At 30.6% G+C, this 15,009-nt stretch carries 14 protein-coding genes; 8 read left to right on the top strand and 6 right to left on the bottom strand.

Annotated elements, in window-relative coordinates; genetic code table 11:
• The 3 genes from porG to ACH5TW_RS08020 form a co-directional block, all read right to left on the bottom strand.
• Positions 1-687 (bottom strand): type IX secretion system protein PorG, encoded by a 687-nt coding sequence (porG, locus tag ACH5TW_RS08030; protein ID WP_439335988.1) that lies wholly within the window; start codon positions 685-687, stop codon positions 1-3.
• Between the two features lie 99 nt (positions 688-786).
• Positions 787-1,671 carry an NAD kinase gene (locus ACH5TW_RS08025; protein WP_439335987.1) on the bottom strand — a complete coding sequence of 295 codons (885 nt, stop codon included), beginning with the start codon at positions 1,669-1,671 and terminating at the stop codon, positions 787-789.
• A gap of 2 nt (positions 1,672-1,673) precedes the next feature.
• A complete protein-coding gene (locus ACH5TW_RS08020; protein WP_439335986.1) occupies positions 1,674-2,333 on the bottom strand; it encodes a CBS domain-containing protein in 660 nt (219 codons plus the stop codon).
• Positions 2,334-2,424: 91 nt separating this feature from the next.
• Here ACH5TW_RS08020 and ACH5TW_RS08015 point away from each other — a divergent pair, with 91 nt between their 5' ends.
• The 7 genes from ACH5TW_RS08015 (at position 2,425) to clpX (ending at position 9,213) form a co-directional block, all read left to right on the top strand.
• Positions 2,425-3,138, top strand: a complete 714-nt coding sequence (locus ACH5TW_RS08015; RefSeq protein ID WP_439335985.1) for a pyridoxine 5'-phosphate synthase — start codon at positions 2,425-2,427, stop codon at positions 3,136-3,138.
• Positions 3,138-3,899: an alpha/beta fold hydrolase gene (locus ACH5TW_RS08010; RefSeq protein WP_439335984.1), complete on the top strand. Its 762-nt coding sequence runs from the start codon at positions 3,138-3,140 to the stop codon at positions 3,897-3,899. The genes ACH5TW_RS08015 and ACH5TW_RS08010 overlap by 1 nt, the downstream gene beginning before the upstream one ends.
• 68 nt (positions 3,900-3,967) lie before the next feature.
• The gene (locus ACH5TW_RS08005; protein WP_439335983.1) at positions 3,968-5,242 is read left to right on the top strand and encodes a hypothetical protein; all 1,275 of its coding nucleotides are present in this window, start codon (positions 3,968-3,970) and stop codon (positions 5,240-5,242) included.
• 20 nt (positions 5,243-5,262) lie between these two features.
• Complete coding sequence (locus ACH5TW_RS08000) at positions 5,263-5,610, top strand: phage holin family protein (RefSeq protein WP_439335982.1); 348 nt, start codon at positions 5,263-5,265, stop codon at positions 5,608-5,610.
• Positions 5,611-5,738: 128 nt separating this feature from the next.
• Entirely contained in the window at positions 5,739-7,070 is a 1,332-nt protein-coding gene (gene tig, locus ACH5TW_RS07995; RefSeq protein WP_439335981.1) for a trigger factor, read from the top strand.
• Between the two features lie 162 nt (positions 7,071-7,232).
• The gene (clpP, locus tag ACH5TW_RS07990) at positions 7,233-7,907 is read left to right on the top strand and encodes an ATP-dependent Clp endopeptidase proteolytic subunit ClpP (RefSeq protein WP_439335980.1); all 675 of its coding nucleotides are present in this window, start codon (positions 7,233-7,235) and stop codon (positions 7,905-7,907) included.
• 73 nt (positions 7,908-7,980) lie between these two features.
• On the top strand, positions 7,981-9,213 hold the full coding sequence (gene clpX, locus ACH5TW_RS07985) for an ATP-dependent Clp protease ATP-binding subunit ClpX (protein ID WP_439335979.1): 1,233 nt from the start codon (positions 7,981-7,983) through the stop codon (positions 9,211-9,213).
• Between the two features lie 295 nt (positions 9,214-9,508).
• Here the strand turns inward: clpX and ACH5TW_RS07980 are convergent, their stop codons facing one another.
• Entirely contained in the window at positions 9,509-11,023 is a 1,515-nt protein-coding gene (locus tag ACH5TW_RS07980) for a GH3 auxin-responsive promoter family protein (protein WP_439335978.1), read from the bottom strand.
• A 42-nt stretch (positions 11,024-11,065) separates the two neighbouring features.
• On the opposite strand from ACH5TW_RS07980, the gene ACH5TW_RS07975 reads away from it, so the two are divergent.
• Entirely contained in the window at positions 11,066-11,860 is a 795-nt protein-coding gene (locus tag ACH5TW_RS07975) for a DUF2797 domain-containing protein (RefSeq protein ID WP_439335977.1), read from the top strand.
• A gap of 56 nt (positions 11,861-11,916) precedes the next feature.
• On the opposite strand, the gene rpsU is transcribed toward ACH5TW_RS07975, so the two are convergent.
• Together rpsU and ACH5TW_RS07965 are read right to left on the bottom strand one after the other, a co-directional pair.
• The gene (gene rpsU, locus ACH5TW_RS07970) at positions 11,917-12,111 is read right to left on the bottom strand and encodes a 30S ribosomal protein S21 (RefSeq protein WP_439335976.1); all 195 of its coding nucleotides are present in this window, start codon (positions 12,109-12,111) and stop codon (positions 11,917-11,919) included.
• Between the two features lie 200 nt (positions 12,112-12,311).
• A complete protein-coding gene (locus ACH5TW_RS07965) occupies positions 12,312-14,993 on the bottom strand; it encodes an AsmA family protein (protein ID WP_439335975.1) in 2,682 nt (893 codons plus the stop codon).
• Between the last annotated feature and the right edge of the window lie 16 nt (positions 14,994-15,009).

The following is a 15,009-nucleotide window of genomic DNA, read 5'->3' as shown; positions in this document are numbered from 1 at the left end:
TTAATTTACGCAATAGCATGGGTTTTCTCCAAAGGTGTAAGTTAGTGTAATACCAGAAAACACATACCAATCGTTATTGTTTATATTTCCAAATCTAAAAGGTTGAAGCGACTGGGTATCTGGAAGGCTACCGTCTAATTCATCTGAAAACGTATAGCGTGCACCTACTTCAATTCCTAAAATAAAATTACCAATAAAATTAGACTTAAAGCCTATAGCCATGGGAATACCAAAAGCCCAACTTGAATTGTTTTCTGAAGTTTGTACTCCATTTAAAAAGTAATGATTGTCATGCTGTGCAACACTTATACCTGTGTATAGGTAAGGTGTTGCTATTTTTTGTCCAGAATGCAAATTGAAATCAAGAAAAGTAAATTCCATACCTGCTGAAATCTCCATTATTTTACTTGAAAACTCATAACCTCTTTGAATACGTCTTGGGTCATCTGAATTCACGTCAATAGCTTCTAAATCGCTGAAAATTATTGAGGCTCTCCATGAATGTCTGGAACTAGCGTTCCACTTATAAATACCACCAAATGCTAACTGGTTTGGTGAAATATAATCTGTCGCTCCAACATCTCCAATAAAATTACTACCACCTACAAATATACCAATTTCGTTAATTTGAGAGTGGCTTAATTGGATGCTTAAAATGCTTAAAATCAATACGGTTAAATGCCTCATAGATATTCAAAAGTTTGCAAATATAATAAATAAGATTAGCCTATTATAATTTGAGCTAATTTGTATGAGTTTAAAACAGTATTTCTATTAAATTATTGTTTAATTTCTTTTGTCTTCGCCCCAAAGTAGTTTTTTACGGAGTGTAGAAAAAAAGCTTTCATCAAGTAAGTCAATCATCTTAATTTTAAAACCGGCTTTTTTTATTTTAATGATAGTACCATTTTCTAAAGTTGCAATTCTAGAATCTAAAGACATTAAATGGTGTTCTTCTCTTCCATTAACTTTAAGTAGTATTTCGGTAGAATCAGGTATAATTAGTGGGCGTGCGCTTAAATTATGAGGTGCAATAGGTGTTAAAACAAAATTGTTTGCACCAGGTGTAATTACAGGGCCACCACAACTAAGGGAGTAACCTGTAGAACCTGTTGGGGTAGAAACAATTAAACCATCACTCCAATATGAGTTTAAAAATTCATCGTCTAAATAGGTGTCTACAGTAATCATAGCAGTGGTATTTTTTCTGCTTACTGTTATTTCGTTCAATGCAAAATTCATTGAAACGATATCATCATTTTTTGGAGATGTTTCAACAGAAAGTAAGGTTCGTTCTGATATTTTATAATGGCCATCTAAAATATTTTGGATGGCTTGCTCTATAACATCTACCTGAATGGTGGCTAAAAACCCTAAACGGCCTGTGTTAATACCTATAATAGGAATGCCTAAATCTTTTACAAAGATGGTCGATCTTAAAATAGTACCGTCACCTCCAATACTTACAAGAAAATCGAACGATTGGTCTAATTCACTAAACATCTTATAAGTATCAAAGTTTTTTATCCCGTGAGATTCTATACTTATAAGTTTGTGAAATTGAGTTTCAATATAAGCATCTACACCTTGTTTACTTAAATAATTGAAAAGCGTTTCTACAGATGCAGAAGTTGTATCGTTATAATAGCGTCCAAAAATAGCAACCTTCATCATTACATGTTTAAATATTTATTTAAATAATCCGATCGTTCTTTCAAACTTTCAATATAGCCATCTTCTTCGTGTCCAGATATTATGTTGTAACTATATCTTCTAAATGTTTGAATAATATCGTTAAGGCCAGTGTTGCCAATTTTTAAAGTAATTTGAACTAAATCACTAGTCATTTTAGATACAAAGGCACCAAGAAGTTTACCATTATTAGATTCTATAATTTGGCTTACTTCACTAAATGAATAATCATTAACGCCTTTTTCAACAACTAATATGCCTCCAGCTTCAGAGAAGAAAGGTGATTCGCTAAATAAACTGATAATATCATTAAGCTCATAATAACCTAAATATTCATTGTCATTACTTAAAACAGGCATAATATTGGCAGAGTTTGTAGCAAAAGCTTCTAAAACATCTAACCATAAGGTGTTGTCACGTACAAAAAAAGTTTCAAGAGAATATAGATGTTCGCTTAAAGATTTTTCGCTATCAAAACAATGGGCGTCTGTTTCAAAAAAAGAGCCTAAAAATACGCCTTGATCATTTTGAACAGGGATATGAGAATAAGTTAACTGATTAAATAATAATTGCAAATCTTTAATTTTACTATTGCTATTTAATGGCTTAATGTCGTTAATAATGTATTCTGAAAGTTTCATTGTGTCGCTTTAATACCTGTTGCAAATTAATCAAAAAAAAAGTACATAAGCCTGTTCTACTTTGTATTTTTGTCATTTAAAACAGCGATAGATGACAAAGTTAAGTGTAAATATTAACAAGATAGCAACTTTAAGGAACTCTAGAGGAGGCGATATGCCTAATGTGGTTCAGTTTGCAAAAGATGTGCAACGTTTTGGTGCAGAAGGGGTAACGATTCATCCTAGACCCGATGAGCGTCATATTCGTTATCAGGATGCACGCGATTTAAAACCAGAAGTTTATACCGAATATAATATTGAAGGTAACCCAGTTGAATCCTTTTTAAAATTAGTACTTGAAGTAAAGCCAACACAGGTTACTTTAGTGCCAGATGCTGTTGATGCTATAACAAGTAATGCCGGTTGGGATACGTTGAAACATAAAGACTTTTTGGTTGATGTTATTAAAGAATTTCAACAAAACGGTATTAGGACTTCAATTTTTGTCAATCCGGTTTTAGAACAAATTGAAGGAGCAAAAGCAACAGGAACCGATCGAATTGAATTATATACAGAAGCCTTTGCGCATCAATATGGTTTAGGAAATAAAGAGGCTATAAAACCGTATACCGAAAGTGCTGTTTTGGCAGAAAGTTTAGGATTAGGTATTAATGCAGGACATGATTTATCACTTGATAATATTAAGTTTTTTAAAGACCAAGTTCCTAATTTGTTAGAAGTATCTATAGGGCATGCGCTTATTTCAGAAAGTCTATATTTAGGTGTAGAGAATGTTATTCAAATGTATTTACGTAAATTAAAATAATGCTGTTACATTCAAATATTATAGGAGAAGGCAAGCCATTTATTATTCTGCATGGTTTTTTAGGAATGAGTGATAATTGGAAAACACTAGGAAGGCAATTTAGCGAACAAGGGTTTCAGGTGCACTTAGTCGATCAGAGAAATCACGGACGTAGTTTTTGGAATGAAAATTTTAATTATGATCTTCTTGCTGAAGATTTAAAAGCCTATTGTGAGGCTCATAAACTTGAAGATGTTATTGTATTAGGGCATTCTATGGGCGGAAAAACAGCTATGACTTTTGCTTGTGAATATCCCGAATTAATTTCAAAATTAATAGTTGCCGATATTTCTCCGCGTTTTTATCCTATTCATCATGATGGTATTTTAAACGGATTATCTGCTTTAAATTTTGATGTTATAAAATCTAGAGGTGAAGCCGATAAAGTTTTAGTCGATTATGTGAGTGATTTTGGAACCCGTCAATTTTTATTAAAAAACTTGTATTGGGTTGAAAAAGGCCAATTAGGGTTACGTATTAATTTAGAAGTTTTAAAAAATGAAGTAGGCGAGGTAGGAGAATCATTGGCTTCTCATGCTACTTTTAATAAAGATACTTTGTTTTTAAGGGGTGATAGATCAGAATATATTGGTGTTGGAGATGAAGCTATTATTTCTAACCACTTTTCAAAAGCAAAAATAAAGACAATTTCAAATGCGGGACATTGGTTACATGCCGAAAATCCTAAAGACTTTTTTGAGGCTGTAATACAGTTTTTATAATAACTATGTTTTTAAATTTTCATAAAGAAAATTCTTATATTTACTTTTTACTAAATTAAAATTATTACATGAAAATCGTTACTGTATTATTTGTTTTTTTAGTCTCAATTAATAGTTTTTCTCAAAAGAAGCATCCAGATGGTCCTTATAAAGAGTATCATAAAAATAGTCAATTAAGAAAAGTAGGTGCTTATAAAAATGACAAAAAAGTTGGTCTTTGGAAACATTATTTTGATGATGGAAAGTTGCATAAGCGTTATCTTCATGATAGTAATGGGAAATTTACGGGTGTTGAAGAGATTTTTTCTGAAGAAGGTACTTTACTTAGTGACACAAAACAAAATGAGGATGGGGCTTTAATAACTAAAAAGTATTTAGAGAGTGGTGAGTTGTTTGCTGAATATAGGTTACTAACAACAGAAAAAAATAATGTATTTATTAAGGAAGGTGTTTATAAGGAGTATTATAAAAATGGGGCTTTAAAAGTTGAATGCACCTATGTAAATAATAAACGTTCTGATGTTTATAGACTTTTTTATGATACAGGAGAGCTGAAATCAGAAGTTGTTTATGTTAAAGGGTTAAAACAAGGTGTGTTTAATCAATTTTTCAAGAATGGAAAACTTAAATTAGAAAGCTTTTATATTGATGATAAGCTTTCTGGGCTATGGAGTCAATATTATGAATCAGGAGAGAAGAAATGGGAAGTAGAATATTTAAATGATTCTAGAGAAGGGTTTTATAAGCAATATCATGAAAACGGAAAGCTTAAAGTAGAAGGAGTTAATATTCAATATTATAAAAATGGAAAAGAAAAACAGTTTGATCAAAACGGTAATTTAGTTTGGCAAGGAAGCTACATAGATGGACAATTTGATGGGGTTTGGGAAGAAATCAATCTAGATGGAGATGTAATAAATAAATTGAAATACAATAAAGGAGAGTTTAAAAAGGGGAATGTTATTGAAAATTTGCACAATATAGAAATCCCAAATGCAATACTTGATCGTGTACCTATTTATCCTGGTTGTGAAAATATGCTTGGAAATAAAGATAAAAGAGTGTGTATGTCTAAGAAAATATCAAGTTTTATAAGCAAAAAATTCGATAAGAGCTTATTTCGTGTATTAAGATTAAGTGGAAAGCATAAAATAAACCTTTATTTTAAAGTTACTAAATCAGGTGTGGTAAATGATTTTGAAGCAAAATCTAAATATAGATTACTAAGTATAGAAGCTGTGCGTTTAGGTGCTATGTTGCCTGACATGAAGCCAGGTATTAAGGATGGAGAAGCAGTTACTGTTCCTTATTCAGTACCAATCATTTTTCAAGCTCACTGGTAAAATCAATAAATAATTAAATTATGAAACTAATAATTAAACTCCTATTAAACGCCATAGCCGTATTTATAATTGCTCATTTTTTAACAGGTGTTAGTGTCGATAATTATACTACAGCCATTATTGTAGCAATTGTTTTATCTGTTCTAAACTTATTAGTAAAACCCATATTAGTAATTTTAACTTTGCCTATAACCATTGTAACATTAGGCTTGTTTTTATTAATAATTAATGCTTTAATCATCTTATTAGCCGATAATTTAATTGATGGATTTTCAGTAAGTAGTATTTGGATTGCTGTATTATTTAGTATTTTACTTTCCATCCTGCAATCTTTCTTACATTCTCTTTTAAAAGAAGCTAAAAAATAGCTTATAATCAAGCGATTAAAAACTTTGTTGGGATGTAAAAATATATTATTTTTGCATCCCAATTTTGGTAACAAAAATTTAGACCAAAATCATTTGTTAAATGCCTGTAAAGGTTTTATATCATTAAAATGAATATTACAAGAGAAAACGTAGATGCATTAAATGCTGTAGTAAAAGTAGATATCGCTAAAGAAGATTATAGTGATAAAGTTGAAAAAATCTTAACAGATTATCGTAAAACAGCAAATATTCCTGGTTTTAGAAAAGGTCATGTGCCAATGGGAATGGTGAAAAAACAATACGGAAAAGCTGTTTTAGTTGATGAAGTAAATAAGCTTTTACAAGATGCTTTAAATAAATATTTAACAGAAGAAAAGTTAGATGTTTTAGGGCAACCATTACCAAAAACACAAGATGAAATTGATTGGGATGCTGATAAATTTTCTTTTGAATTTGAATTAGGTTTAGCTCCAGAATTTGATGTAGAGTTAAAAAGTAAAAAAGCTATTACACAATATCATATTATTGCTGATGATAAAATGATTGATGAGCAAATAGAACGTATTCAAAAACAATACGGAAAATTAGTTTCTCAAGATGCTGTTGAAGCAGATAGCGAAATAACAGGAGCTTATACAAACGAAGAAAAAGAAATAGATAATACGGTTACAATCACTTTAGATAAGTTTAAAGGAAAAGCAACTGCAAAACAATTTATTGGTGCTAAAGCAGGCGATGTTATTGTTTTGAAAACAAAAGGACTTTTTGAAGATGATCACGATTTAATGCATGCTTTAAAATTAGAGCATGATGCGGTTCATGGTTTAGATATTGAAGTGTCTTTCACTATTTCTGAAATTAATAAAAGAGAATTAGCAGATTTAGACCAAGATATTTTTGATAAACTTTTTGGTAAAGACGGAGGTGTAACTACGGTTACAGAATTAAGAGCAAAAATAAAAGAAGATGCTGAAAAGCAATTTGTTCAACAAGCCGATCAAAAATTATTAAATGATGTTACTGAGTATTTAGTTGATAATACAAAATTTGATCTTCCAGCAGAATTTTTAACCAAATGGATGCAAACAGCAGGTGAAAAGCAAATTGATGCAGATCAAGCTAGAGAAGAATATGAGAAGTCAGAAAAAAGCTTGCGTTACCAATTAATTGAAGGAAAGCTAATTGAAGGTAATAACATTCAAGTAACTATTGATGATATTAAAGATCATGCAAGAGAAATGATTAAAGGTCAAATGGCTCAGTTTGGTCAAATGAATCCTTCAGATAAAGAGTTAGATGATATTGCAGCTCGCGTATTATCAAATCAAGATGAAGCACGTCGTATATCAGAACAATTAATCAGTCAAAAGTTAATTACTTTATACAAAGAGAAAGCAAATATTAAGGTAAAAGAATTAAGCTATGAAAACTTTGTAAAAGAAGTTTATGGTGATAAATAATAAGCCTTTTATATAATAATTCCTTATATTTAGGCGCTTCAGTTTAGGAATTGAAGCGCCTAATTTATTAAGTGAATTCTCATTATTCTTATTAAAGGAATTTTATAGTTAAGTCACTTATTTGAAAATTAGAATCTTAACCTAAAAAGAATAAATAAAATTATGGATTACACTAAAGAATTTGAAAAATTCGCGATAAAAGATCAAGGTATAAGTAGTACATATTACAATAAAATTGTAAGCAGTATGTATCCTCAAAGTATGACTCCGTATATTATTGAAGAACGTCAATTAAATATTTCTCAATTAGATGTGTTTTCTCGTTTAATGATGGATCGTATTCTTTTTCTAGGAACTGGAATTAATGATAATATTGCAAATATTGTACAGGCACAGTTGTTGTTTTTAGAAAGTGTTGATGCTAATAAAGACATCCAAATGTATATTAATTCTCCAGGAGGAAGTGTATATGCTGGATTAGGTATTTATGATACTATGCAGTTTATAAAGCCAGATGTAGCTACTATTTGTACAGGTATGGCAGCATCAATGGGCGCTGTATTATTATGTGCAGGAGCTCAAGGAAAACGTAGTGGTTTAACACATTCTCGTGTCATGATTCACCAACCTTTAGGTGGTGCTCAAGGACAAGCAAGTGATATAGAAATTACTGCTAGAGAAATCTTGATATTAAAAGAAGAACTTTATAAAATTATCAGTAAACATTCAGGTCAAAGTTACGATAAAGTATACGAAGATAGTGACAGAGATTATTGGATGAAGGCAGATAAGGCCAAAGAATATGGCATGATTGACGAGATTTTGGCACGTAATTAAATAAAAATTTGTAATTTTAAAGAATTGTTACAGAGGGATTTGTGATACTTTCCTTTCGAAATAGATAAGATTAATGGCAAAAGAAGAGTTAGAATGTTCCTTTTGTGGTCGTAAAAAACCAGAAACGAACTTATTAATAGCAGGATTAGATGCTCATATATGCGATAGATGTATAGAGCAAGCACATGGTATTGTTGTAGAAGAATCTAAACAGACAGATAGTAATGATTTATCTGCAGAGTTAAAATTACGCAAACCACAACAAATTAAAACATTCCTAGACGAATATATTATTGGGCAAAACATGACTAAAAAAGTAATGTCCGTTGCTGTGTATAATCATTATAAGCGTTTATTACAACCGCCTACTAATGACGATATTGATATTCAAAAGAGTAATATCGTAATGGTTGGTCAAACGGGAACAGGTAAAACGTTAATGGCTAAAACAATAGCGAGAATGCTTAATGTGCCTTTGGCTATTGTTGATGCAACTGTTTTAACAGAAGCTGGTTATGTTGGTGAAGATGTAGAAAGTATTTTAACACGCTTGTTACAAGCTGCCGATTATAATTTAGAAAAAGCAGAAAAAGGTATTGTGTTTATTGATGAAATAGATAAGATTGCTCGTAAAAGTGATAATCCGTCTATTACACGTGATGTATCTGGTGAAGGTGTGCAACAAGCATTACTTAAACTTTTAGAAGGTACAGTTGTTAATGTACCGCCAAAAGGAGGTCGTAAACATCCAGATCAAAAATTTATAGAAGTTAATACTGAAAATATATTATTTATTGCAGGTGGAGCTTTTGATGGTATTGAGCGTCATATATCAAAACGATTAAATATGCAAGCCGTTGGGTACAGTGCTTCTATGTCTGATGATGCTGTAGATCAAAGTAATTTGCTTCAATATATTATTCCAAAAGATTTAAAAGATTTTGGTTTAATTCCAGAAATTATAGGAAGACTTCCAGTGCTTACTTATATGGATCCTTTAGATGCTAAAACATTAAGAGCGATACTTACAGAGCCTAAAAATGCTATTATTAAGCAGTATAAAAAACTGTTTACTATGGATGAAATTGATTTTTCTATTACAGATGGTGCTTTAGATTATATAGTAGGGAAAGCAATTGAGTATAAATTAGGTGCTAGAGGGTTACGATCTCTTTGTGAAGAGATTTTAACAGATGCGATGTTTGAATTACCTAGCAGCGAAGAGAAAACACTTAATGTTACAAAACTTTATGCTGAAAATAAATTAACAAAAACAACGTTGAAGAAGCTTAAAGCAGTTTCATAATTAAAGTTGAATTTAAAGTTATAAAAAAACCACGCTATTAGCGTGGTTTTTTTGTTTTATGGATGTTAATTAATAAAGGACATTATGAATAAATCTAAATGATTATTTTTAGTAAATATTTTATGAGGGATTAAAAATAGTTACGGTCTTTTATTTCTATTTGTTTTTTAACACTTCTTCAAAAGTATACTTAATTAGCCCAGATACAAAGTGTTTTGTTTTTGTTTTAGATAACAAGAAGAAATATTCGTTAAAAGACTTTAATGAGTGTATTTAATCGAAATTAGGTATGTCGTTAAAAATTTAACCCTAGTAAATCCTCCATATAATCTCTCGTATTTGAAAGGCGAGGTATTTTATGTTGCCCACCTAATTTGTCATTTTGTTTTAACCAATCATAAAACAAATTTTCACGGGCAATATTAATTTTTGGTTTATTAAGGGTAATATTATTATAGCGCTTTGCTTCATAATCGGAATTTAATGCTTTCAATGCATTATCAAATAATTCATTAAAATAATGAATGTCTTTAGGTGGTGTTTTAAATTCAATAAGCCATTCGTGTCCTCCTTTTTCTTTGCCTTCCATAAAAATAGGAGCAGCAGTATAATCTACAATTTCAGCTCTTGTTCGTTTACATACTTTCTTCAAGGCATCTTCCGCATTTTCAATAATAAGTTCTTCTCCAAAAACATTAATATGGTGTTTGGTACGTCCTGTAACTTTTATCTTGTAGGGATTTGTAGAGGTAAATCTAACGGTGTCTCCAATTTTGTAACGCCATAAGCCAGCGTTAGTAGTAATAATAACCGCATAATTTTGGTTTAATTTAACTTCACTTAGTGGAATGGCTTTTTCAGCAGGAGTGGCATAAATGTCTATGGGAATAAATTCATAGAAAATACCATAATCTAACATTAATAGTAATTCACTAGAGTTGTTTCTGTCTTGAATAGCAAAAAAGCCTTCCGAAGCATTATATATTTCGTAATATTTAAAATCTTTTTCAGGTAGTATTTTTTTATACTGATCCTTGTATGGTGTAAAGCTAACGCCTCCATGAAAATATACTTCTAAATTGGGCCATACATCATGTAGACTTTGTTTGCCAGTAGTATCTAAAACATTATTAAGTAAAACAAGCATCCAGGAAGGTACACCTGCAAGACTGGTTACATTCTCATCAATAGTTTCGTCAACAATAGCTTGCATTTTATGTTCCCAATCGCTCATTAAGGATACTCTATTGCTTGGTGTGCTACTAAATTCTGCCCAGAATGGCATGTTGTCAATTAAAATAGCCGATAAATCCCCAAATATAGTCCCGTTTTCTTTAAGTAGCTCTTTACTGCCACCTAAGCGTAAACTCTTTCCTGTAAACAGTTGTGAATCTTCATTATTATTTAAATACATGCACAATAAATCTTTTCCAGCTGCATAATGGCAATCTTCAAGCGATTCTTGGCTAACAGGTATAAATTTGCTTTTTGCTCGTGTAGTGCCACTAGATTTAGCAAACCATTTAATAGGTGTAGGCCAAAAGAGATTGTTTTCGCCTTTCATAGCGCGTTCTATCACATCCTGCCAACCATCATAATTTTTAATAGGAATGCGTTCCGAAAATTCTTTATAATTTTTTATAGATTCAAAATCATATTCTTTACCAATTTCAGTGTCTTTTGCAATATCTAAAAGACTTAAAAGCAATTCGTTTTGTACTTCATTAGGGTATTTTAAAAACAATTCTATTTGATGAAATCGTTTTTTTAAAAACCAAGAAGCAACAGAATTAACTAAAGGTATTGGCATATTTGTTTTATATTTATTTTTTTAAAAATAATACTTTTTTTTATGACCTACCAAGGTGTTTTAACAAAAATGGAAACAGAGTTTTCAATTCCTATTCAATATTATTTAGTTTTTGAAAAAGACTTTTTAAATATGAATCAGTTATTGAACAAGAATGTTAAGATTGAATTCGTTAAATATCAATGTTTAAATTGTGGCTTAGATAAGCCTATTTATAGACAAGGGTTTGATAAACAATGCTTTTATGAAGTGCCACAAGCTGCAGATTGGATTATGCGCCCAGAGCTAAGTAAAGCACATTTAGGTATAGAAGATCGAGATTTAGAGTTTGAAAAAAAAGCGCAATTACAACCTCATATTGTGTATTTAGCCAATTCTAGTAATGTAAAAGTTGGTGTCACAAGAAAAGGACAAGTGCCTACCCGTTGGATAGATCAAGGCGCACATGAAGCTATTGAAATTGTTGAAGTACCCAATAGGTATTTAGCAGGTGTTACCGAGGTTGCTTTAAAAAGTTATGTAGCAGATAAAACCAATTGGCGCAAAATGCTAAAAAATGAGATTGAAGATGAAAATTTAGTTGAATGGCGCGAACGTTTGAAGCAGTATATTCCTGATGAAGCCAAAGATTATTTTATAGAAAGTAATAGCGAAACGAATATTGAGTTTCCTGTTTTTAAATACCCTGAGAAACCTAAGAGTTTAAATTTGAAAAAGGAGCTTTCGTATACAGGAAAGTTAGTTGGAATAAAAGGGCAGTATCTTATTTTTGAAGATAATACGGTTTTTAATGTGAGGGCTAATGAAGGTTTAGTTGTAAATATTTCTGTAAACTAAAAATCCCATTTATAAGTTATTATAAATGGGACATATATAGTGTAGAGAGTTAAAGGCTAAATATCTTCTTGATCTCTTAAGTTTTGAATGTATTCAGCTTTTTGAATTTGACGACGTCTTTTAACAGAAGGCTTAGTAAAAAACTGGCTTTCTCTTAAGTTTTGCATCACTTTAATGTTTCTGTGTTTACGTTTGTAACGTTTTAAAGCGCGCTCTATGTTTTCGCCGTCTTTAATAATAATTTTTAACATATATAATTTTAATTAATTGATATTTAATCTAAGACGTTTAACTAAAAAAGCCTTTGTTTTATGTGATAAAATGGGTTTTTCTTGAAAAATAACGCGACAAAGATAATACTTTATTTTTGTAATACCCGAAACTAATTGAGTAAACAGCTAAAATAGACCCCATTAATTAATAATAGAAAGGTAGAAAAGCTAAAAAATAGTTATTTTATTGTGTCTTTTTGTTTCTTCTTTCCGTCTAATAAGCCTCCTAATACATTTTTAATAGCTGTATTGGTATTGGTTTTTGTCGTATCTGTTTTAGTAGTTGTTTTGTTGCCACCAATAATGTCTCCTAAAACATCTTTAACAGTATTGTTTTGTTGCTGTTTTATAGAGTCTGTTTTTGTTTTATTACCTCCAATAACATTGCCAATTAAATCTGCTACCTTGTCTTTTCCTTTGTTAAGAAGTTTTTGTTTTTCAATTTCAACAAGTTGTTTGGTCAGGTTTGAAACACCACTTGTTAAATCTGTTTTAACTGTAGGACTTGTGTAAGACCCACCAATACTTGCTGTAACAGGAATTGTAATGTTTTTAGCGTCCTCACTATCAATTTTTCCAATTAATTGATTGACGTCACTTCCTAAATATTTTGCAGGCACATTAAAAATGGCATTGTAATCTAGTGTTTTGTCAAAACCATGACTACCAGAAACAGAGATGGCAATATCTTCATATTTTAAATCGAAAGGTTTTACACTAACTTTCCCGTTTGCGAATTCAAATTTTGTTTTTAAGTCTTTTAAATCAAGTTTATCAAAATCTATAAAACCTAAAGCGCCTTCTAGTTTGTTAAATAATTCGCCTTGATTGGCGTTTATTTTTGTGGCTAATAATTCGGCTAAAGCATTACCTGAAACGGTGCTTAAATTAGGTGTGAATTCTGAATCTAAATCTCCAGATAAATTAATGATTGTATTTAATTTTCCTTGAAGCAGTTTAGCAATGGGCGCTAAGTTTTGTAGCAATTCTAAATTTTTAAAAGATTCACCAATGTCAAACCCATCTATATTGAGGTCTAGATTAAAAGTAGGTGTTTCTTTTTTTGTTGATACATTGCCAGCTACAGATAATGCACCATCAAATAAACTAGATGTTAAATCTCTTAAATTAGCTTGTTGGTCTTTTATTAAAAGCGTTCCATTTACATCTTTTAAATTCAAATTATCATACACAACCGTTTTTGCATTGGCATTAATAGTACAATCTAAAAAGGCTGGTATTTTTAACGATTCTTCAGGAGATGTTGTTTTGTTTTCTGTAGCAACATCTTCATCTGCCGTCATAAAATCACTGACTTTAAACAAATTTGAATTCACATTGAAATCACCTTTTAAAGTGTTATCGCTTAATAAAAATCCTAATAGATTTTTAATGGTTCCTGTCGCATTTAAATCGCTATCTCCCGTTTTTGCTTTAAAATTGTTTAATGAAACCGTGCTAGGGTTAAAACTCATATTGGCATTATAAATACGAATAGGGTTTACAATGTCTTCCGAAGAGAATATAAAATCAGTAATACTCGCAGAACCATTGTTTTTAATGCGCGAGTATGCATTGGTTTCTAGGGCATTCATATCAAACGCCGTATTTATGTTTACTTTTAAAATACCGCTTAGCGTATTGTATAATTCAACAGGATACACTTTTGTAATGTTCGCTAAATTTAAAACGCCATCAATATTAGCATTAACAAACATGTTTTTAGTGATGTTTTTTATAGTTGCCGATGATTTAAAAATATCATCATCAATTTTAAAATTCAATTTTTCTATAGAAACAAAAGTATCATCTACGTTTCCAGTTGTATTTTTTATGGAAGTGTTTATAGAAATGTTTTCAACACGTTTTGGTAAATCTGGATATTTAAAAGAGGCGTTGTTTGAAGCTATATTAATATCTAAATGAGGAATAGTGTTATCTGAACTGACTCCTTTAATAATACCTTTTACTTTAAAATCGCCAGAAGTTTCAACGTCTTCAATATTTTTTGAATAGTCTTTAGGAACTAAGGCTAAGAAATTTTTGAAATCAGATTCCGAGTTTTCAAATGTAATATCCATTTCTTGCCCGTTTTCTAACAATTTCAAATACCCTTGAAACTCTAAAGGCAATTGGTTAATAAAGCCTTTGTTATCTTTAAATGTATAAATGCTATTGGTAAGGTCTAAACCAATTATAGCATCTAGTTTTAAGGCGTTATTGTTTAAATAATTCGTGCTATCCATTGCGATACTAATATTTGCATCACTTTTGGTGTTTAACTCAGATTTATCGGTAGAAAAAATACCGTTTCCATTATGATTAAGTTCAGAAATTTGCACTAAAATATTAGAAGCTTCATCAATATAAGTAAAGACACTATTATTAATACTGTAGTTTTCTAAGCTAAAAGAAAAACTATTTGAGTCTGTTGTGTCTTTAGTAGGGTTTTCATCTTCTTTGGTAATATCGTAATTATTGTTACCAAATTTATCTGTTTTTAAGGTAATTAAAGCTTCATCTATATCAATAGATTTTACAACAATAGGACCGTCACTAGCACTTTTAAACAATTCTTTTATAGACATAGTAAAAGAAATATCTTTAGCCGTAGCAAAGGTTTCGTCTTTAAAAGGTTCAAAATTGGTAATAGCCAGATCATTAACGCTTACATGCGCTTGCGGAAAACTTTTAATAAAACTTAAGCTAACATCGCTAAATTCTACTTGGGCATTTACGTTTTCGTTTATAAAACGTTTCACCATATCTTTTATTTGTCCTTGAAAAGCAAAAGGAATAGCAATTAAAAGGGCTAAAATAATTAGAATGCTAATACCTAAGATTTTTAAAGTTTCTTTCATGAATTTTCGGTTCTTA

Source organism: Thalassobellus sediminis (genome assembly GCF_044386045.1).
GTDB classification, from domain to species: domain Bacteria; phylum Bacteroidota; class Bacteroidia; order Flavobacteriales; family Flavobacteriaceae; genus Thalassobellus; species Thalassobellus sediminis.
This window is presented reverse-complemented; position numbering and strand designations above follow the sequence as displayed.